This window comes from Hymenobacter tibetensis (assembly GCF_022827545.1).
Taxonomy (GTDB): domain Bacteria; phylum Bacteroidota; class Bacteroidia; order Cytophagales; family Hymenobacteraceae; genus Hymenobacter; species Hymenobacter tibetensis.
This window is the reverse complement of the sequence record NZ_CP094669.1, coordinates 2,143,753-2,162,533: the sequence shown is the minus strand read 5'-3', so window position 1 is coordinate 2,162,533 and position 18,781 is coordinate 2,143,753. Positions and strand designations below refer to the sequence as shown.

Sequence of the window (18,781 nt, the reverse complement as noted above, 5' to 3'; positions counted from 1 at the left end):
TCTCTACCAAACAAAAAGCCCACTCTGTACAGAGTGGGCTTTTTGTTTGGTCTTTAAATTTCTACCCTTTCGGCGTGAGCGTGATATACGGGATGATGCATTCCTCCAAGGAGATGCCGCCGTGCTGAAACGTGTCCTTGTAGTAGTTCACGTAGTAGTTGTAGTTGTTGGGGTAGGCGAAGAAGTAGTCACCAACCGTAAAGACGTAGGCGGTGCTCACGTTTTCGCGGGGCAGGAAGATGCGCTCTGGCTTGCGCACGGTGTACACGTCCTTGCTGTCGTCGAAGCCGAGGTTCTTGCCGTGCTTGTAACGCAGGTTGGTGTTGGTGTTCCGGTCGCCCACAATCTTATAAGGACGCTTCACACGAATGGTACCGTGGTCGGTGGTGATGATGAGCTTGCCTTTACGCTCGGCAATCTGTTGGAGCATTTCGTAGAGCGGCGAGTGCAGAAACCACGAGCGGGTGATGCTGCGGTACGCTGATTCGTCGGCGGCTAGCTCCCGAATCATGGCCATGTCGGTGCGGGCGTGGCTGAGCATGTCCACGAAGTTGTAGACGATGATGTTCAGTTTGTTGTTGTTGTGCAGGTTGGCCATTTTGCCCAGCAAATCCTTGCCGGCTTGCAGGTTGGTTACCTTGTTGTAGCTGAACTTCTGCTTCTGGCCAGCCTTCTGGAAGTTGATTTCCACCAACTCGGCTTCGTGCAGGTTTTTGCCTTCGTCGTCGTCGTCCCACACCCACAGGTTGGGATATTTCTTTTGGATGTCACCGGGCATCATGCCCGCGAAAATGGCGTTGCGGGCGTAGGCCGTGGTGGTAGGCAGGATAGAGTAATACATTTCTTCCTGGTCCACGGTGAACAACTCGGCGATGATCGGCTCCAGAATCTTCCACTGGTCGTAGCGCAGGTTGTCGATGAGCACGAAGTAGACGGGCGTGTCGCCGGTGGCTTTCATAAGCGGAAACACCCGCTCCTTGAATAGCTGGTGCGACATGAGCGGGGCGTCTTTGTCGTCGTCGTTCACCCAATCTTCGTAGTCCTCGGTGATGAAGCGGCCGAAGTAGGTATTGGCCTCGTCTTTCTGCATGTTGAAGACGTCGGCCATGCTCTTGCCTTCCGTCTCGTTGATTTCCAGCTCCCAGTATACTAGCTTCTTGTACACGTCGGCCCACTCACTGGGGGTAAGCCGGTCGGAGAGCTGCATGCCGAGCTGGCGGAAATCGCGCTGATAGCCGGAGTTGGTTTTTTCGGAAACGAGGCGCTTGTTGTCGAGCACCTTTTTCACGGAAAGCAGAATCTGGCTCGGGTTAACGGGCTTAATGAGGTAATCGGCAATCTTCGAGCCGATGGCCTCTTCCATAATGTGCTCTTCCTCGCTCTTGGTAATCATGATTACCGGCACCGTAGGGCGAGCCGCTTTGATTTCGGTGAGCGTTTCGAGGCCGGTGAGGCCCGGCATATTTTCGTCGAGGAATACGATGTCGTACGTCTGCTCCTGCACTTGCTCGATGGCGTCGGCACCGGAGTTGACACCGGTTACGTCGTAGCCTTTTTCCTGTAGGAAGAGAATGTGCGGCTTGAGAAGGTCGATTTCGTCATCGGCCCAGAGTATGCTGTAACGTTGCATAAGGGGGTTGGGGTCTAGGGTATGGCGCGAAGCGAAAGCTCCGCACCTCATTGAACGAGCTTCTGTGCGTAGTGGCAACACTCGCAGCCGTTTCAGACTCTATAGAACCTGTTCGGCTTAAAAGGGTTGCAACTGAAGTTTCGTAAGTAGCTTTACTCCCAATCCTGGATTTTTGGTTTAAAAAATTACAGCCAACAGATATTTCCCTCGAACTCCGCTGTAAAGAAGTGGAAAATACTTGATTTAGGTTCCCTATGAAGGGTAGCGCGAAGCTCCAGAGTCGCGTTTGGTTGCACGAAACCAGTTGGTCAAGCCTCGTTAAGAGCCTTGCTACGACGCCCGAAGCTGGAGCTTCGCGCCACTCCTTATGAACAAAAAGAAAATCTTCAACGACCCGGTGTATGGCTTTGTTACTATCCCCACCGAGTTGTTGTTCGACCTGATTGAGCATTCTTACTTTCAGCGCCTCCGCCGGATTCAGCAACTTGGCCTGACCATGTTCGTGTACCCCGGCGCGTTGCACACGCGCTTTCACCACGCCCTAGGCGCCATGCACCTCATGACGCTGGCCTTGCGTACCCTCAAAGACAAAGGCATCAAAATTTCGGCCAAGGAAGGTGAAGCCGCTATGGCTGCCATTCTGCTCCACGACATCGGCCACGGCCCTCTCTCCCACGCCTTGGAGCGCAGTATTTTTCACGATGTCAACCACGAGCAAATCAGCCTGCACTTGATGCGCAAGCTGAATGCCGAGTTTGACGGCGCCCTGGATTTGGCCATCGATATTTTCCAGGGCACTTACCACCGGCCGTTTTTCCACCAGTTGGTTAGCAGCCAGCTTGACATGGACCGGCTCGATTACCTGAACCGCGACTCCTTCTACACTGGCGTGCAGGAAGGCCGCCCCGGCGCCGACCGCCTCATCAAAATGCTGACCGTGGTAAACGAGCGGCTAGTGCTCGAGGAAAAGGCCGTGTACAGCATCGAGAATTTCCTGGTAAGCCGCCGCCTGATGTACTGGCAAGTGTATCTGCACAAGACGGTTACGAGTGCCGAGCAGATGATTATCCGCATTATGCAGCGTGCTCAGGACCTGACCCGGGCCGGCCACAAAGTACCCGCTTCGCCCGCGTTGCATTTCTTCTTGGCCAAAGTGGTAACGCAAGCGGAGTTTGAAGCCGACGATGCCATCCTACGCCGCTTCACCCGCCTCGACGACACCGACGTGTGGAGCGCCGTTAAGCTCTGGGCTGACCACCCCGACAAGGTGCTCAGCTACTTAGCCCAAAGCATCCTTGACCGTCATCTGTTTAAAATCAGCCTCCAAACCGAAGCGTTTGACGACGATTTTCAGCTTGGCATTGTGGAGTTGATTGCCGAACGCTTCGGCCTTGCTCCCAATGATGCCGCCCAACTCATGATTGCCGGCCGCATCAGCAACAACGCCTACGACGCCGACGGCCAAGACACCATTGATGTACTCACTAAGCGCGGCCGGGTGGTGAACGTAGCCGAAGCCTCCGACTTGCCCAACATCAAAGCCCTGGGGCAGCGTGTGGAAAAGCACTACATCTGCTACCCTAAAGAGATCCTCTGAGTTGTGTGTTAGCCGTTGTCAACCGACACTTGTAAGTCGCCAGTCAGGCATTCTAGGTGCTTTGTCATTCACTGGCAACTCGCAACTATCATCTGACAACTGAATATTTCTCTACTTTTGCCCGATGGAATTTACGGTAGGCCAGATAGCAGAAGTGCTGCGCGGCGCAGTGGAAGGCGACGCAAACCAGCAAATAAACCGGCTGGCGAAAATCGAAGAAGCCCAAGCAGGCTCCCTCTCTTTTCTCGCCAATCTTAAGTATGAACCCCATCTTTACACTACGGGTGCTTCGGCCGTCATCGTGAGCCGCAACCTGGAGTTGCGCCACCCGGTCCAGACGGCTCTTATCCGCGTCGACGACCCATATTCCAGCTTCACCACGCTGTTGGAGTTCTACCAGCAAGCCACTCGCACTGGGCGACGCGGGGTAGAGGAGCCGAGCTTCTTGGGAGCAAACTCCACCATCGGCCAGAACCATTACCGGGGGGCTTTCTCCTACATCGGGGAGAATTGCCAGATCGGCGACGACGTGGTGATTTTTCCGCACGTGTTCATCGGCGACCGGTGCAAAATTGGGAACGGCACCATCTTGTACGCCGGCGCCAAAATCTACGCTGAAACTGTCATTGGCGAGCGGTGCACCATTCATGCAGGAGCCGTTGTTGGCTCTGATGGCTTCGGCTTCGCTCCGCAGCCAGACGGCTCGTACCGTACCATCCCGCAGATTGGCAACGTGGTGCTGGAAGACAACGTCAGCATCGGGGCCAACGCCACCATCGACTGCGCTACCATGGGCTCGACCATCATCCGGGAAGGCGCTAAAATCGACAACCTGGTCCAGATTGCGCACAACGTCGAGATTGGACGGCACACCGTGGTAGCCTCGCAAAGCGGCATCTCCGGCTCCACCAAAATCGGCGACTTCTGCGTGCTGGCGGGCCAGGTTGGGTTGGCCGGCCACCTCACCTTGGCCAACCGCACTACCGTTACGGCGCAATCCGGCGTGGGCAAGTCCATCAAGGAAGAAGGGCAGTTCTTGCAGGGCGCGCCAGCCTTCAACCTTCGTGACAGTTTACGGGCTAATGCTATTTTCCGGCACTTGCCCGAATTGGAGCGCCGACTCACTCAACTAGAGCGCCGCACGAACCCGCCAGAAAAGTCCTAGCTTTGCCTCTCGAAAAGCTGCTGGCTGATAGCTGTAAGCTGTTGGCCCGCGGCTTTTTTCTTTCGCAGTATTTTCAGTTCGATTTTCCTCCAGTACGTCAGCCAATAGCCAATAGCTAGCAGCTACAGCTAATAAATGAACGACAAGCAACATACTATTAAGAGCCCCGTCACCGTGAGCGGCATCGGGCTGCACACGGGCGTTCAGGCCACCATGACGTTTTGCCCGGCTCCGGTCGGCCATGGATACCAGTTTCAGCGCATGGATTTGCCGGATCAGCCCATTGTGGTGGCTGACGTAGACAACGTGGTGGACCTCTCCCGGGGAACAACCATCGAGCAGAACGGGGCCCGCGTAAACACCGTGGAACACACGTTGGCAGCGCTGGTTGGCTTGCAAATCGACAACGTACTCATCAAGTTGGATGGCCCGGAGCCGCCCATCATGGACGGTTCCAGCTACCAGTTCATCCAGGCGCTAGAAGATGCGGGCCTGGAGGAACAAAACGCCCTCCGCAACTTCTACGAGATACCCGAGGAAATTCGGTTCGTAGACAACGGGCGCGCCGTGGAGTTGGCCGCATTGCCCCTCAACGATTACCGCCTGACGGTAATGGTGGATTACAACTCCCCCGTGCTCGGCTCGCAGCATGCCTCGCTGACGGATATTAGCTTGTTTAAAAACGACATTTCTAGCTCGCGCACGTTCTGCTTCCTGCACGAGTTGGAGGCGCTCTATAAGCAAAACCTCATCAAAGGCGGTGACTTAAGCAACGCCATTGTGGTCGTGGACCGGGTAGTGAGCGAAGATGAGTTGAGCGAGCTGGCCACCATGCTAGGCAAGCCCAAAGTGGCCGTCAAGAAGGAAGGCATCCTCAACAACGTAGACCTGCGCTACAAAAACGAGCCAGCCCGGCACAAGCTCCTCGACCTGGTAGGCGACCTAGCGTTGGTAGGTCGGCCGCTGAAAGGCCAGATACTAGCGGCCCGCCCCGGCCACGCCGCCAATGTGGCCTTCGCCAAGAAGATCAAGAAGAAGATGATGGAGGCCAACTCCTCCCCCGTGCCGCACTACGACCCCGCTCGGGAGCCGGTCATGGACATCAACCAAATCATGCAGGTGCTGCCGCATCGGTATCCGTTCCTGCTGATCGACAAGGTGATTCATCTCGACGACACGTCGGTGGCGAGCATCAAGAACGTCACCATCAACGAGCCATTCTTCACGGGTCACTACCCTGGCAACCCCGTTTTCCCGGGTGTATTGCAGGTGGAAGCCATGGCCCAGACGGGCGGCATCTTGGTGCTGAACACGGTGCCCGACCCTGAGAATTATACTCCGTACTTTGTGGGCATCGAAAACTGCCGCTTCCGCCGCATGGTGAAGCCCGGCGACACGATTATATTCCGTTGCTGGCTGCTGGCTCCGGTCAAGCGCGGCATCGCAAAAATGAAAGGACAGGCTTTCGTGAATGGCAAAGTGGTAATGGAGGCCGAAATGAGTGCTGCCATCGTACGTAAAGACGCATAACTTTTAATTAGTAATTAATACTTAGGAATGAATAATTGGCGGGCTTCTCACACGTTTTACTGCCAGTTAAGTGAATTCCTAGTTGCTAATTCTTAATTATTAATTCCCAAAGAATGAACCAGCCGCTCGCCTACATCCATCCTGAAGCCAAAATCGCGCAAAACGTGGTTGTGGAACCTTTCACAACCATTGACAAGGATGTGGAGATTGGGGAAGGCACCTGGATTGGTCCGAACGTGACCATTATGGCGGGCGCACGCATCGGTAAAAACTGCAAGATTTTTCCTGGTGCCGTAATTGCCGCTATGCCGCAGGACCTGAAGTTTGCCGGCGAAAAAACTACAGTGCACATCGGTGACTATACGGTTATCCGGGAGTGTGTGACGGTAAACCGCGGCACCGTAGACCGGATGAAAACCGTGGTGGGCACCAATTGCCTGCTCATGGCCTACGTCCACGTAGCCCACGACTGCATCATCGGCAATCATTGCGTGCTGGCCAACGGCGTGCAGCTAGCGGGCCACGTAGAAATTGGCGACCATGCTATCATCGGAGGTACTTCTGCGGTGCATCAGTTTGTGAAAGTAGGGCAACACGCCATGGTTTCGGGTGGGTCGTTGGTGCGCAAAGACGTGCCGCCCTTCGTGAAGGCGGGGCGGGAGCCGCTGACGTATGCAGGCATCAACAGCATCGGGCTACGCCGCCGCGGCTACGCCGACCAGAAGATTTCAGAGATTCAGCAGCTATATCGGTTGCTGTTTTTGGGTGGCATGAACAACAACGACGCCCTCGACAAGATTGAGTTGGAATTAGCCCCTTCCCCGGAGCGCGACGAAGTGGTGAATTTCGTGCGCAACTCCGGCCGTGGGGTAATAAAGGGCTATTCGCGCAACGGCAACGGTGCAGATTGAAGCAAACGGGCTCGGCAAGCGCTACGCTCGTGAATGGATTTTCCGGGGCCTAACGCATACGTTCCAAGCTGGTTCGGCTACGGCCATTCTAGGCCCAAACGGTTCGGGCAAAAGCACGTTGCTGAACACCATTTCCGGCCAATTACTGTCCACGGACGGCACGCTGGTGTATGAGCACCAAGGCCAGATAGTACCAGTGGAGGAAGTTCCGCCCCTGCTGTCCTACGCCGCACCTTATCTAGAGCTTATCGAGGAGCTGACGTTGACCGAACTGCTGCACTTTCACACCCGTTTCAAGCCCCTGCGGCCGGGTATCACGCAGCAACAGCTTATTGAGCTGATGTACCTCTCCACGTCGCGCCACAAGCTGGTACGCGACTTCTCGTCGGGGATGAAGCAGCGCCTCAAGCTGGCCCTGGCGCTCTACGCTGACACCCCTCTGCTGCTCCTCGACGAGCCTACCACCAACCTCGACCGCGCGGGAGTGGCCTGGTATCTGGAGCATGTGCACGCTACGCTGGCTAACCGTACCGTACTCGTATCCAGCAACGTGCCGGAGGAATACGACTTCTGCTCCAATCAGCTAAACGTTACAGATTTTGGGGCACGAGGCGCCCGGTAAACCTTTGTTTGCAGCAAGCTGCGTAGTTTAAAGCAAAGCTTTTCCATCATGGCTACGTAGCGCAAACCATTCATCATCCCGGAGGCTGACCTTACTGCGGAGCACGAGTTTGATTTCAAGAGCCAGTACTTCGATGGAGAACTACATGATATGTCCGGGGCCAGTCGGGCGCACAATCTTGTAGTTTCCAATCTGGTTGCCAGTTTCAACAATCGGTTGGGCGACACTTGCAGCGTTTTCCCGAGCGACCCGACATGCGGGTTCATGTGCCAGCTAACGGTCTGTACACCTATCCGGATGTATCGGTGGTATGCAGCGAGGGGCAGCATTTGGAAGAAACTTATCTGGACACGCTGCGTAATCCGTTGGTGTTGCCGGAAGTGGTTTCAGCGAGGACAGGTAAGTACGACCGGGCCGACCAGTTTTTGATTTACAAGCGTATTGCCAGCTTGCAACACTATGTGGTAGTGGAAAGCCACCGTCCGCTCGTAGGCGTGTACACCAGAGACACGAACAGTAGCTGGCTGTTTCAGGAATACAAGGGCGCTGATGCTGTTCCGCTGCCGGCCTTGCGCTTAGAGCTACCGCTAACAGGAATTCACCGCAAAATCACCTTCTCGGCCTGAAGTATTACTTCCCATACTTTATTGGGTACTAGAGCGTGTGCCACTACGCCCACACTGAATAACCTGCTGTTTTATTGAGCTATGGCTTACCTAATGGGTGGGTTGCTGGGTTGGTGGTCATTAGATTATTCGGCCTTGGTTGCTCTTTTTCCAACCTCAACTACAAACCCAAAACCTTCCGTCACGTATCTTCGCAGCTGTAACCCTTGAGTGCGAGCCTAAATTATTATCAACTTCCCAAGCCCCTGACAAGGCCATGAGACAATACGACGACCTCGACGACGACGACCTGGATGACGACGACCTGGATAGCTTCGCTAAAACTGGCGGCAGCAAAACCCGTGGCTCCTCCGAAGATCAGCTTTCGGCCAAGTATGCCGACTATCTGATGTGGCGTGATACAGGCTCCTCTCACGACGAGGCACTGGACCTAGCCAGCATGACTGAAGAAGAATATACCACCGCTGAAGCCGCCGAAGATCCTGACGGTAGCAGCGGGTTCAGCAGCATCGACGATGATGATTTCGACGACGATGACGACGATGACTTAACTGGCTCCAGCCGCCGCGGCCGTAGCAGCTTCGACGACGACGATTTTTAGTCTTGCCGCTTTTTCCTTTCAGGCTCCAGCCAAATCGGTAAGCAACCCCACAACAAAACAGCCCGTGCATGTAGCACGGGCTGTTTTGTTGTGGGCAGATAGCCAGCGTAGCACAAACTAGCTTTTGCTCCCGAATACGCGCTTAAGCAATTCGGTAGTGCGGGCCACGGGGTTCTCCCTGATATTCACTTCTTCCTGCGCAATGAGAGTGAAGAGGCCATCAATAGCCTTGCCCGTGGCATACTGGTTTAGGTCGGTTTGTACGGGCGTGACCAGGGGAATCCGGTTGTAGCGGGTAGAGAGGTCGGTGTAGTAGCGGGTAGCGCCTACTTTGTCGAGGCTTTGCTGAATGATGGGCTTGAAGGCAGTGGTAAGCTGGGTGGTGGTAGTGCGTTGTAAGTACTGGGTAGCTGCGTTCTTTTCGCCCGTCAGGATATTCCACACGTCGGTGAAGGTGAGACTTTTGATAGCAGCCAGGAAAATTGGCTTGGCGCTTTTCGCAGCATCCTCAGCCCCCCGGTTCAACGACAACTCAAACCTATCGACCTGGCTACCCAACCCTATAGTGCGTAATGTGTTGGCCACGCGCTGCGCATCAGGCGGAAACGGGATACGAATGAGCTTGTTGAGGTTGAACCCGTCGGTTTTAGAGGCTTGGTCGGCTCCTTTGCTGATGCCTTGCACCAAAGCTTCCTTGAGGCCGTTGGCGGCTTCTGTATTGGTAAGGCCACCACGGCTTTGGCTGGAACTGGCAGTGCTTCTCGGGGTGGGCAGCTTGAGTTGCCCGATTTTGGGGAGACTAAATATCTGGGCAGAAGCGCTAAGCTGCAACCCTACCAACACAAGCGGCAAAACAAGAAAACGGCGGTAGTTCATAACTATAAAAGGCGAGGTACAATCTGTACCTCGCCTTTTGCAGAAACCGGACCAAAACAACGCTATACTGAAGCTAGCATCTTGAGTGGCCTTCTTATTTTCCAAATACGCGCTTCAGCAGCTCACTGCCCCGGGCCGTGGGGTTGGCCCTGATTTTGGCTTCTTCTGCAGCAACTAGGGTAAACAGCCCGTCCACCGTTTTCTGCGAAGCGTAGGGCGTTAGCTGCGGCTCTAGTTTCGTAACCAACGGAATCTTGTTGTAGCGGCCTACCATCTCGGCGTAGAGCTTAGTTGCCCCCGTTTGGTCCAACGACTGCTGAATGATTGGCTGGAACGAGGTTTTGAGCTGCTCCGCGGTTTTTCCGTAGAGAAACGTGGTGGCGGCATCCTCTTCTTTGCTGGTGGCCAGCCCTAAGGCATCCTGGAAGCTTATGTTCTGCACGGCCCCCAGAAAAATGGGTCCTGCTTCTTTGGCCGCCGCTTCGGCACTGCGGTTCAATGCCACTTCAAAGTTATCAACTAAAGCACCCAAGCGCAGTTTGCGCATGGTGGCCGCTACCAGCTCGGCTTCGGGCGGGAATGGAATCCGGATGTCGGTGTTAGCATTGAAACCGTCGGCTGCGGAAGCCTGCTCGATGCTACGGGTAATGCTTTGCGTGAGGGCTTCTTTCAAGCCGGAATTTGCCTCAGCATCGGTAAGGGGCAGCTTCACAACTGGTGCTGGCTTCACAACCGTCGTTTTGGCGGTAGTGGTTGTTTTGGCCGTAGTTGTTTTAGCGGCCGGTTTTTTGGTTGTAGTTGTTGTTTTAGCGGTAGTTGTTTTCTTGGTTGTTGTTTGGGCCTGCGCAGCCAGCGGAGTAATTACGCCCAACGTTAAAGCTAAAGTGAGAGTACGAAAAGATGCCATATACATAAAAGACGAAAACCAGACCGCCCTCGTGGTGGTCTTACGCGTCGTGGCCCCAAATTGCGCCATTTCCTCTTGCCATCCTACACCTCCTCTATATGCCCCTGCTTCCCGACGTTGAAATCATGACCATTGGCGACGAACTGCTTTACGGGCAGGTCATCGACACCAACTCGGCCTTTATGGGCCAGGAGTTGGCTAAAATCGGGCTGCGCGTCCGGCAGATTTCCAGCGTTTCCGACCGTGCCGACGAGATAGTAGCGGCCCTCGACCTTGCCCGCCAACGCGCCCAAGTGGTCTTGATTACGGGCGGCCTGGGCCCTACCAAAGACGACTTAACTAAGCACGTACTGGCCCGCTATTTCAACAGCGAATTAGTGTTGCATCAGCCTACTCTGACGCACGTAGAAGATATTTTTAAACGCTTCAACCGCCCGATGCTTGAAGTGAACCGGCAACAGGCCATGGTTCCGGCCAACTGCGAAGTGCTGTTTAATGCTGTAGGCACCGCCCCCGGCATGTGGTTCGAGGATGCCGGTACCGTGTTTGTGAGTATGCCCGGCGTGCCGCACGAAATGAAATACCTGATGACCGAGCAGGCCCTGCCCAAGCTACAAAGCCGCTTTCAGGTACCGCCCATCGAGCACGTGGTGGTGCAGACCATCGGGCTGGGAGAGTCGTTTTTGGCTGAAAAAATTGCGGACTGGGAAACAGCACTTCCTTCCAACATCAAGCTGGCCTACCTCCCCTACCTGGGCGGCGTCCGGTTGCGCCTAACTGGCCACGACGACGGACAGCCGAACCTGCGGCAGCGCATGAAGGACTTGCTACCAGAGCTGCACACACTGATTGGGGAATATATTTTTGCGGAGGGCGAAGTGAAGCTGGAAGCAGCCATTGGGCAGTTGCTGCAAGCACGGGGCCTGACGGTGGGAACTGCCGAAAGCTGCACCGGTGGCCTGCTGGCGCATAAAATCACGAGTGTACCCGGTAGCTCCGCTTATTTCCGTGGCAGCATTGTGGCCTACCACAACGACATCAAGATGCAGGAACTGGGCGTGCAGGCCGAAACCCTGGCCGCACATGGCGCCGTGAGTGAGGCTACCGTGCGCGAAATGGCGGAGGGCGCCCGCCAGCGGCTGGGGGTGGATGTGGCATTGGCTACCAGTGGCATTGCTGGGCCCGACGGTGGCACCGAGACCAAGTCAGTTGGCACTATCTGTTTGGCGTATGCCGATGCCCATCAGACGGTCAGCCGCTTGTTCACTTTCAACCGAGGCCGCCAGCTCAACGTGGAATACACCGTGACCATGGCCCTGAACCTGTTGCGGCAGAACTTGCCCGCCAGCTGAGGCAAGTGTTGCCGGTCGTTGGGCTGCAACTTCTTGCTAGTACTCCAGCAAATGCCACGGTGGCGCCAATGCCCGAAATGCTCGGTTCGCCGCTGTCCAATAGGCTGTCCTCGTATAGACATCCTTCGCGTTCGGGTTTTCGGTTACCTTTGAGCACGAAAACTCCCCACCCAATAACAATAACACAACCCCTATCCCTACCGCATGGCACGAGTGGAAATGGTGATGCCCAAAATGGGCGAAAGCATTATGGAAGGCACCGTCCTGAAATGGCTCAAGCAAGTCGGCGACGCAATTGAGCAGGACGAATCAGTGCTGGAAGTGGCAACCGATAAAGTAGATACCGAAGTACCCGCCATTCATGCCGGTGTGTTGCAGGAGATTTTAGTGCAGGAAGGCCAGGTGGTAGCAGTAGGTGCCCCCATTGCTATTGTGGAAACCGAGCCAGCCAGCGCTGGCGCAGCTGCGCCCGACACCGCCGCTCCCACCTCGGCACAAGAGCCAGCTCCAGAGCCAGTAGCCGCTGCTACCGACAACGGCGTAACTGAACTGCCTTACGTACCCGAGGCCACTACGCCAGCAGCCTCTACGCCCCAATCGGAAGCGAAGCCCCAGACTGGCCGCTTCTACTCCCCGCTTGTGCTCAGTATTGCCCGCGAGGAAGGCATTTCGATGGCCGACTTAGAGTACTTGCCCGGTACCGGCAGCGAAAACCGGGTTACCAAGAAAGACATTCTTGATTATGTGGCCGCCGGCAAGAAGCCGCTGACGCCGCAAGCGGCGGCTCCGGCCGCTACCGTAGCGGAGGCACCTGCACCTGCGCCAGCAGCAGCCCCCGCGCCACAACCAATGGAACCAGCTCCGCAACCAGCCGCCAGCCAGCCCCAAGCGGCGCAACCAGCTGTTAGTGCTCCGCAGGCCACCAAAGCCGTACCGTCTGTCAGCGGTGGGCAGGAACTGATTGAAATGGACCGGATGCGCAAGATGATTGCGCAACGCATGGTAGACTCCAAACGGATTGCGCCGCACGTTACATCGTTCGTGGAAGCAGATGTAACAGACCTCGTGCACTGGCGCAATGCCAACAAAGACGCCTATAAGAAGCGCGAAGGCGAGAACCTGACCTTCACGCCTATCTTCATTCAGGCCATTGCCCGCGCCATCCAGGATTTCCCGAACATCAACGTATCGGTGGATGGGGACTACATCATCAAGAAGCGCGACATCAACATTGGAGTCGCGGTGGCGTTGCCTTCCGGCAACCTCATTGTCCCGGTGATTCACAACGCCGATCAGCTCAACCTCAATGGCCTCAGCAAAAAGGTCAACGACCTAGCCAACCGTGCCCGCATCAACAAGCTGACGCCTGCTGACTTGGAAGGTGGCACTTACACGGTTTCCAATGTAGGCTCGTTCGGTAATGTGATGGGTACCCCTATCATCATGCAGCCACAAGTAGCCATCATGGCTGTGGGCGCTATCAAGAAGAAGCCGGCCGTTATCGAGACCCCACAAGGTGACCTGATCGGCGTGCGGCACTTCATGTTCCTCTCGCACTCCTACGACCACCGTGTGGTGGATGGCTCGCTGGGTGGCATGTTTGTGCGTAGAGTGGCCGATTATTTAGAGCAATTTGATTCGAATACAGTCATTTAATTGATGATTCTTGCGGGTTGCTTGTTGTGTTAGCAGCTACGTGTTCTACCAATGAACAGAACAAGCAGCAGCCAACCGTTCACTTCCCAAGCAGTCAAGCACTCACCTCATGAATAAAGCGTTGCCTCTCGCTGCTCTTCTCATTGCCCTGGGCCTCATCATCTTCCTGTACCTTCGTCTGAATAAGATGGAAGAAGCCCTGAAACAGTCAGAGCGGCGCTTTTCCGATTGTGAGCTGGTTAACTTTCAGCTTCAAAATCAATTGGTGGCTGCCACCCGCGGCCCCGTGCCAGATAGTTTGAAGGTGCGTGATTAAGTGTTGAATTTGGTTCTTTTCCCTATTCAGCAAAATACAAAGCCCCGCTATGAAAATCATAGCGGGGCTTTTTGCACTCATGTGACCCTGTGCTCTACGCTTTAACGCCCAACAGCATCAGCATGAAGGCATACTGCCGGGCCACATCGTTAATGGATTTGAAGCGGCCGGAGGCCCCACCGTGTCCAGCGGCCATGTCGGTGTGGAGGAGCAGCAAATTCTTGTCGGTCTTCATAGTGCGCAGTTTGGCTACCCATTTGGCGGGCTCGAAGTACTGCACCTGCGAGTCGTGCAGGCCCGTGGTGACGAGCAGGTTGGGGTAGGCCTGGGCTTTGACCTGGTCATAAGGCGAATACGAAAGCATATAGTCGTAGTACTCTTTCTGATTGGGGTTGCCCCACTCGTCGTACTCGCCAGTGGTGAGGGGGATGCTGGCATCGAGCATGGTGGTCACCACGTCCACGAAGGGCACGGCCGCCACCACGCCTTTGTAGTACTCGGGGTGCATGTTCACGACTGCGCCCATCAGCAAGCCGCCCGCTGAACCGCCTTGGGCGAATAGCTTCTCAGCTGATGTAAACTTTTGGTCTATCAGGTACTTGGAACAGTCGGTGAAATCGGTGAAGGTATTTTTCTTGTTTAGCTTCTTGCCGTTTTCGTACCACTGCCGGCCTAGTTCCTGCCCGCCCCGGATGTGGCAGATAACGTAGGCAAAGCCCCGATCCAGCAAGCTCAACCGGGCCGCGCTGAACGTGGCATTGGTGGAATTACCGTAGGAACCGTAGGCGTATTGCAGCACAGGCGCGGTACCATCCTTCTGGAAGCCTTTCTTGTAGACGATGGAAAGCGGGATTTTTGTCCCGTCGGTCGCAGTGGCGTAGGCACGCTCGGTTACGTAGTCTTCCTTCTTGAACCCACCCAGCACGGCCTGCTCTTTGAGCAGCTTTTTGCTGCGCGTGGTCATGTTATAGTCGTAGGTGGAAGCTGGCGTGGTAAGTGAGGTATAGCTGTAGCGCAGCACCGGCGTATCAAATTCGGGGTTGACGCTCACGCCGGCGGTGTACGTAGGTTCACCGAAATTGAGGTAGTGTTCCTGCTTGTCTTTCCACTGTATCACGCGGAGCTGCAACAGGCCTTCTTTTCTTTCGCCAAGCACCAGATAGTCTTTGAACAGCTCCATGTTTTCGAGGAACACATTCGGGCGGTGCGCAATTACTTCCTGCCACGCCGTTTTGGCGGTGTTGGTTACAGGCGTTTTCAGCAACCGATAGTTGGGCGCGCCAGCATTGGAGCGCACATAGAAGTCGTTACCGAAATGCTCGATGTCGTACAGGTGGTCGGCTTCACGGGGCAGGAATACCTGCAAAGCGGCGGTGGGCTTCGCAGCCTCCAAAAAGCGGATTTCCGACGACATCGTACTTCCCATGTGCACGAAGACGTATTTCTTGGACTTCGAGCGGTTGATGTAGGTGCCGAAGGTGTTATCCTTCTCCTCATATACCAAGGCATCTTGTTTGGGGTCGGTGCCGAGCTGGTGGCGATACACTTGGTACGGCAGCAGCGTGGTTACGTCCTTCTTGGTATAGAACACCGTTTTGTTGTCGGTGGACCACACAGCGTTGCCGCTGGTATTGGCAATTTTTTCGGGGAAGAGCTTGCCGGTTTTCAGGTTGCGAAAACGGAGCGTGTAGAGGCGGCGGCTCACCGTATCGGCTGAGTAGGCCAGCACCTGGTTGTCGTCGCTTACCTCGTAGCCGCCGATCTGGAAGTACGACCGGCCTTTGCCCATGCTGTTGCCGTCCAGCAGCACTTCTTCCGGAGCACTCAGGCTACCCTTTTTGCGACAATAAATAGGATACTCGCCGCCTTTCTCGTAGCGCGTGTAATAGTAGTAGCCATTGTCGCGGTACGGCACCGACTCGTCCTGCTCTTTGATGCGGCCCTTGATTTCGGTGAACAGTTTTTCTTGCAAACCTTTTACCGGCGCCATCTGCTGCTCGAAATACGCGTTTTCGGCGTTCAGGTAGCTCAGCACCTCCGGGTTCTCGCGCTCATTCAGCCAATAATAGTTGTCGGTGCGGGTGCCAAAAGGTGATACCAGCTGCTTGGGTTTGCTAGTGGCCACCGGCGGTTTTGCCATAGCCGTGCTTGCCGAAGTTTGCGCCATCACTGGGCCACAAACTACTGCACACAAGCCAGCTAACCAGAGTTGAATTGCTTTCATAAGTTGAAAAGAAGGGTTCAGAAGAAGAAGTCAATTTAGGCTTATTACAATAAAAAATAAGCCTCACTCAGCTATAAAGCAAACGGGTGAGTTTACGTCCCGACTGTGCCAAGTGCACTGTCAGAGCCATAAACTCACCCGTTTATTGTTTCGCCGTTTCGCTTTATGGCCGGCCGCCGCTACCGCCGCTTTGCGGTGTGCCACCGGCGCCATTACCACCGTCGCCATCTTCTTTCTGGTCGTCGTTGGTGACGGAGCGTTTGCGCCTCGATGGCGTAGTGGTCAGCTTACCAATGCGGTAGCTCATGTTTACGCGGAAGCCGGTACGGTAGAGCACGTTTTCACTCTGCTGCGCCAGTGTGTATGAGTTGATTTCCGAGCGAATCTTGTTGGTAGGTGTGAAGAAGTTATCGGCGCCGAAACCGATGCTACCTTTCTTCTCGTTGAACTCCTTTCTCAAGCTAAGGCTGTAGATACCGAATCCGCCCTGGTAGCCCTGCAGTTGCACCTGACGGCCCCGGTAGAAGGTGAAGAATTGCAGGCCCCAGCCTTTGCTGAGCGCGTAGCCTGCTTGTGCCCGGCCGCTCATCACCCAGCCTTCATTCTTGGCCCGGAAAATGGGGTCGGCTAGTTTGTTGTCGAGCATGGCATAATAGGCATCCAAGCCGCCACCGAGCGTGAACTTGTTGTTCAGGTTGACGTTGGCAAATACGCTCCCACCGTAGGCATTTTCCTGCCCTATGTTGTCGTACGTGGTGATAATCGTATCGAGGCGAGGGGTGCGTATTGGCTGGATGGAGCCAGTGGTGTTGCGGGCGAAAACCGAGAAGTTAAGCGAGGTTTTCTGGATGAAGGTATTGTAGCCCAGTTCGTAGTTGTTGGTGTACTCAGGCTCCAGGTTGGGGTTGCCAATCGTGACGTTAAGCGGGTTGGAAGCCTGCCGGTTAGGGTTCAGGAATTGCAGCGAAGGCCGCTGAATTCGGTAGTTGTAAGCAGCTTTCAGGGTGTTGCCGCTAGCTAACTTGCGCGACAGGTTCACGCTCGGCACCAGCACCCCATAGGATGGGATAGAAACCTCATTGTCAGAGTCCTGGAACTTGGCTTCGATGGTGGTGTACTCATAGCGTGCCCCGGCCTTGAGCGTATAGTTCTTAAGAAAGCCTAGGGTATAGGAAGCGTAGGCGGCGGCAATGTTCTGGTCGTAGGTGAAGGTGTTGGACAGGTTGCCACCTACAGTTTCCACGCCATCCGTGAAGGTGCTGTATTGGCTGTTCACAGTACGCATGATGTCCTTGGCCCCCATTTCCAGCAACTGGTTTTTGCCAACGGGCGTCTGGTAATCGAGTTGCGCGGTGACTTCCTCGTTGTAGCTGTCGTTCTCGTTTAGAATCTGACTGGCGGCTCTCGGGTCGAGGCTTTCGAGGATGTTATTGGTGAAGTTGTTGGTACGATTGTTACGGCTGTAAAGACCCAAAACGCTCAACTCCCGCTGGGGCGTCTCGAAGGTGTGCGTGTAGTTCAGGTTTACGTCCACGTTGTTGGAGTTATCCTTGGTCAACGCATCACGGAGCGTGCGGCTGGTCAGCGGATAGTCGCCAGTGGTAGGGTCAAGGCGGTACGACTCGCTTAGCAAACCGTTTTGCTGGACTCTGGAGTTGCCCACCCCAAACTGCACCGAGGCCGAGAGAAAGTTGAACTTGTTGATGTCGTAATCCCAGCCCAGCGAATAGCGCCCGTTCAGGCGGTTATTGGTGGTCTTGGCCGACTGGGTGGTTTGCCCCAGAAAGGTGCGGTCCCCATCCGTATCGAAGGTGTTCTGAATGTTGGAGAAGCGTCCCGGCGTGTTGTACTGCGCCCGGCCGTTGCCACCCATCGAGAAGCCCATCTTCCCGACGCGGTAGCTGCCGTTCAGTCCTAAGTCGGCACTCCGCAAACCCACACTACCGCGCCCATCCACCGAGAAGCCTTGCAAATTGTTCTGCTTGGTCACGATGTTGATGATACCACCGGAGCCTTCGGCATCGTACTTGGCGGAGGGTGAGGTAATCACTTCCACGCTCTTGATCTGCTCGGCCGGAATCTGGCGGAGGGCATCGGCAATGCTACTAGCCGCAATGGTAGAAGGCCGGTTGTTGATGAGCACCCGGATGTTGGAGCTACCCCGCAAGGTTACGTTGCCATCAAGGTCTACGCTCAGCGCGGGTACGCGCCGGAGTACGTCGGTAGCGTCGCCGCCGCGGGTGGTTTCGTCTCTTTCGGCGTTGTACACAGTGCGGTCTACCTTCTCTTCCACCAGCGCCCGTTGGCCTTCTACCACCACTTCTTTCAACGCCTGAGCCGTGGAAGCCAGCGCAATTGTGCCGAGGGCTACCGTGTTGCCTGCGTCCGTAATAACGATGCCGGGCTTGTCAATCGACTTATACCCGAGGAACGTGATTTGAACGGTATAGGTACCAGCGGCCACTTTGCTAACCGTGAACTTTCCGGTTTCGTCAGCGGCGGCGCCATCTACGGGTTTCCCGGTCGAGGGATCAAGCACTACCACCGTCGCATAGGGCACGGGCTGCTTAGTGCCGGCATCCGTGACGGTACCCGTGATACGACCACTTCCCTGTTGTGGCTGAGGGGCCCCGCCTAAAGCAGAACGCTGACCGCCCGCCGGCGGCCCACCCGCTGGGCGGCCCGTTCCGGCAGGCTCTTGGGCCAGCGCCAGATAACCACTACCAAGGAATACTAACAGAAAGGAAATTTTTTTCATACAATCAACT

15 protein-coding genes are annotated in these 18,781 nt (G+C 55.4%); 10 read left to right on the top strand and 5 right to left on the bottom strand.

Annotated features, from left to right (window positions below; translation table 11 throughout):
* Window positions 1-61: 61 nt before the first annotated feature.
* Window positions 62-1,630, bottom strand: coding sequence for a T9SS response regulator signal transducer PorX (gene porX, locus MTX78_RS08585; RefSeq protein WP_243801725.1), 1,569 nt, complete (start codon window positions 1,628-1,630; stop codon window positions 62-64).
* 367 nt (window positions 1,631-1,997) lie between these two features.
* Here porX and MTX78_RS08580 point away from each other — a divergent pair, with 367 nt between their 5' ends.
* From MTX78_RS08580 to MTX78_RS08550, 7 genes are all read left to right on the top strand, one after another.
* Window positions 1,998-3,227 carry an HD domain-containing protein gene (locus MTX78_RS08580; RefSeq protein WP_243801723.1) on the top strand — a complete coding sequence of 410 codons (1,230 nt, stop codon included), beginning with the start codon at window positions 1,998-2,000 and terminating at the stop codon, window positions 3,225-3,227.
* 124 nt (window positions 3,228-3,351) lie between these two features.
* Complete coding sequence (gene lpxD / locus MTX78_RS08575) at window positions 3,352-4,392, top strand: UDP-3-O-(3-hydroxymyristoyl)glucosamine N-acyltransferase (protein WP_243801722.1); 1,041 nt, start codon at window positions 3,352-3,354, stop codon at window positions 4,390-4,392.
* A gap of 135 nt (window positions 4,393-4,527) precedes the next feature.
* Window positions 4,528-5,922 carry a bifunctional UDP-3-O-[3-hydroxymyristoyl] N-acetylglucosamine deacetylase/3-hydroxyacyl-ACP dehydratase gene (locus MTX78_RS08570; RefSeq protein ID WP_243801720.1) on the top strand — a complete coding sequence of 465 codons (1,395 nt, stop codon included), beginning with the start codon at window positions 4,528-4,530 and terminating at the stop codon, window positions 5,920-5,922.
* Window positions 5,923-6,035: 113 nt separating this feature from the next.
* Window positions 6,036-6,833 (top strand): acyl-ACP--UDP-N-acetylglucosamine O-acyltransferase, encoded by a 798-nt coding sequence (gene lpxA, locus MTX78_RS08565; RefSeq protein ID WP_243801718.1) that lies wholly within the window; start codon window positions 6,036-6,038, stop codon window positions 6,831-6,833.
* Window positions 6,823-7,455 (top strand): ABC transporter ATP-binding protein, encoded by a 633-nt coding sequence (locus MTX78_RS08560; protein ID WP_243801716.1) that lies wholly within the window; start codon window positions 6,823-6,825, stop codon window positions 7,453-7,455. The genes lpxA and MTX78_RS08560 overlap by 11 nt, the downstream gene beginning before the upstream one ends.
* Window positions 7,456-7,682: 227 nt before the next feature.
* Entirely contained in the window at window positions 7,683-8,081 is a 399-nt protein-coding gene (locus MTX78_RS08555) for a Uma2 family endonuclease (protein WP_243801714.1), read from the top strand.
* 256 nt (window positions 8,082-8,337) lie between these two features.
* Window positions 8,338-8,682: a hypothetical protein gene (locus tag MTX78_RS08550; RefSeq protein ID WP_243801712.1), complete on the top strand. Its 345-nt coding sequence runs from the start codon at window positions 8,338-8,340 to the stop codon at window positions 8,680-8,682.
* Window positions 8,683-8,799: 117 nt separating this feature from the next.
* Here the strand turns inward: MTX78_RS08550 and MTX78_RS08545 are convergent, their stop codons facing one another.
* A complete protein-coding gene (locus MTX78_RS08545) occupies window positions 8,800-9,558 on the bottom strand; it encodes a DUF4197 domain-containing protein (RefSeq protein WP_243801710.1) in 759 nt (252 codons plus the stop codon).
* Between the two features lie 94 nt (window positions 9,559-9,652).
* Entirely contained in the window at window positions 9,653-10,465 is an 813-nt protein-coding gene (locus tag MTX78_RS08540; RefSeq protein WP_243801708.1) for a DUF4197 domain-containing protein, read from the bottom strand.
* Between the two features lie 98 nt (window positions 10,466-10,563).
* Here MTX78_RS08540 and MTX78_RS08535 point away from each other — a divergent pair, with 98 nt between their 5' ends.
* The 3 genes from MTX78_RS08535 (at window position 10,564) to MTX78_RS08525 (ending at window position 13,789) form a co-directional block, all read left to right on the top strand.
* A complete protein-coding gene (locus MTX78_RS08535) occupies window positions 10,564-11,817 on the top strand; it encodes a competence/damage-inducible protein A (RefSeq protein WP_243801707.1) in 1,254 nt (417 codons plus the stop codon).
* A gap of 204 nt (window positions 11,818-12,021) precedes the next feature.
* Window positions 12,022-13,473, top strand: a complete 1,452-nt coding sequence (locus tag MTX78_RS08530; RefSeq protein ID WP_243801705.1) for a dihydrolipoamide acetyltransferase family protein — start codon at window positions 12,022-12,024, stop codon at window positions 13,471-13,473.
* Between the two features lie 109 nt (window positions 13,474-13,582).
* On the top strand, window positions 13,583-13,789 hold the full coding sequence (locus tag MTX78_RS08525; protein ID WP_243801703.1) for a hypothetical protein: 207 nt from the start codon (window positions 13,583-13,585) through the stop codon (window positions 13,787-13,789).
* Between the two features lie 94 nt (window positions 13,790-13,883).
* Here the strand turns inward: MTX78_RS08525 and MTX78_RS08520 are convergent, their stop codons facing one another.
* Window positions 13,884-15,929 carry a S9 family peptidase gene (locus MTX78_RS08520; protein ID WP_243801702.1) on the bottom strand — a complete coding sequence of 682 codons (2,046 nt, stop codon included), beginning with the start codon at window positions 15,927-15,929 and terminating at the stop codon, window positions 13,884-13,886.
* A gap of 247 nt (window positions 15,930-16,176) precedes the next feature.
* On the bottom strand, window positions 16,177-18,771 hold the full coding sequence (locus MTX78_RS08515; RefSeq protein WP_243801700.1) for a TonB-dependent receptor domain-containing protein: 2,595 nt from the start codon (window positions 18,769-18,771) through the stop codon (window positions 16,177-16,179).
* Window positions 18,772-18,781: the final 10 nt, after the last annotated feature.

Bases quoted from the DNA above. Each gene is read 5' to 3' on its own strand.
- porX (WP_243801725.1), bottom strand. From the start codon at position 1,630: ATGCAACGTTACAGCATACTCTGGGCCGATGACGAAATCGACCTTCTC.
- MTX78_RS08580 (WP_243801723.1), top strand. From the start codon at position 1,998: ATGAACAAAAAGAAAATCTTCAACGACCCGGTGTATGGCTTTGTTACT.
- lpxD (WP_243801722.1), top strand. From the start codon at position 3,352: ATGGAATTTACGGTAGGCCAGATAGCAGAAGTGCTGCGCGGCGCAGTG.
- MTX78_RS08570 (WP_243801720.1), top strand. From the start codon at position 4,528: ATGAACGACAAGCAACATACTATTAAGAGCCCCGTCACCGTGAGCGGC.
- lpxA (WP_243801718.1), top strand. From the start codon at position 6,036: ATGAACCAGCCGCTCGCCTACATCCATCCTGAAGCCAAAATCGCGCAA.
- MTX78_RS08550 (WP_243801712.1), top strand. From the start codon at position 8,338: ATGAGACAATACGACGACCTCGACGACGACGACCTGGATGACGACGAC.
- MTX78_RS08545 (WP_243801710.1), bottom strand. From the start codon at position 9,558: ATGAACTACCGCCGTTTTCTTGTTTTGCCGCTTGTGTTGGTAGGGTTG.
- MTX78_RS08540 (WP_243801708.1), bottom strand. From the start codon at position 10,465: ATGGCATCTTTTCGTACTCTCACTTTAGCTTTAACGTTGGGCGTAATT.
- MTX78_RS08535 (WP_243801707.1), top strand. From the start codon at position 10,564: ATGCCCCTGCTTCCCGACGTTGAAATCATGACCATTGGCGACGAACTG.
- MTX78_RS08530 (WP_243801705.1), top strand. From the start codon at position 12,022: ATGGCACGAGTGGAAATGGTGATGCCCAAAATGGGCGAAAGCATTATG.
- MTX78_RS08525 (WP_243801703.1), top strand. From the start codon at position 13,583: ATGAATAAAGCGTTGCCTCTCGCTGCTCTTCTCATTGCCCTGGGCCTC.
- MTX78_RS08520 (WP_243801702.1), bottom strand. From the start codon at position 15,929: ATGGCAAAACCGCCGGTGGCCACTAGCAAACCCAAGCAGCTGGTATCA.
- MTX78_RS08515 (WP_243801700.1), bottom strand. From the start codon at position 18,771: ATGAAAAAAATTTCCTTTCTGTTAGTATTCCTTGGTAGTGGTTATCTG.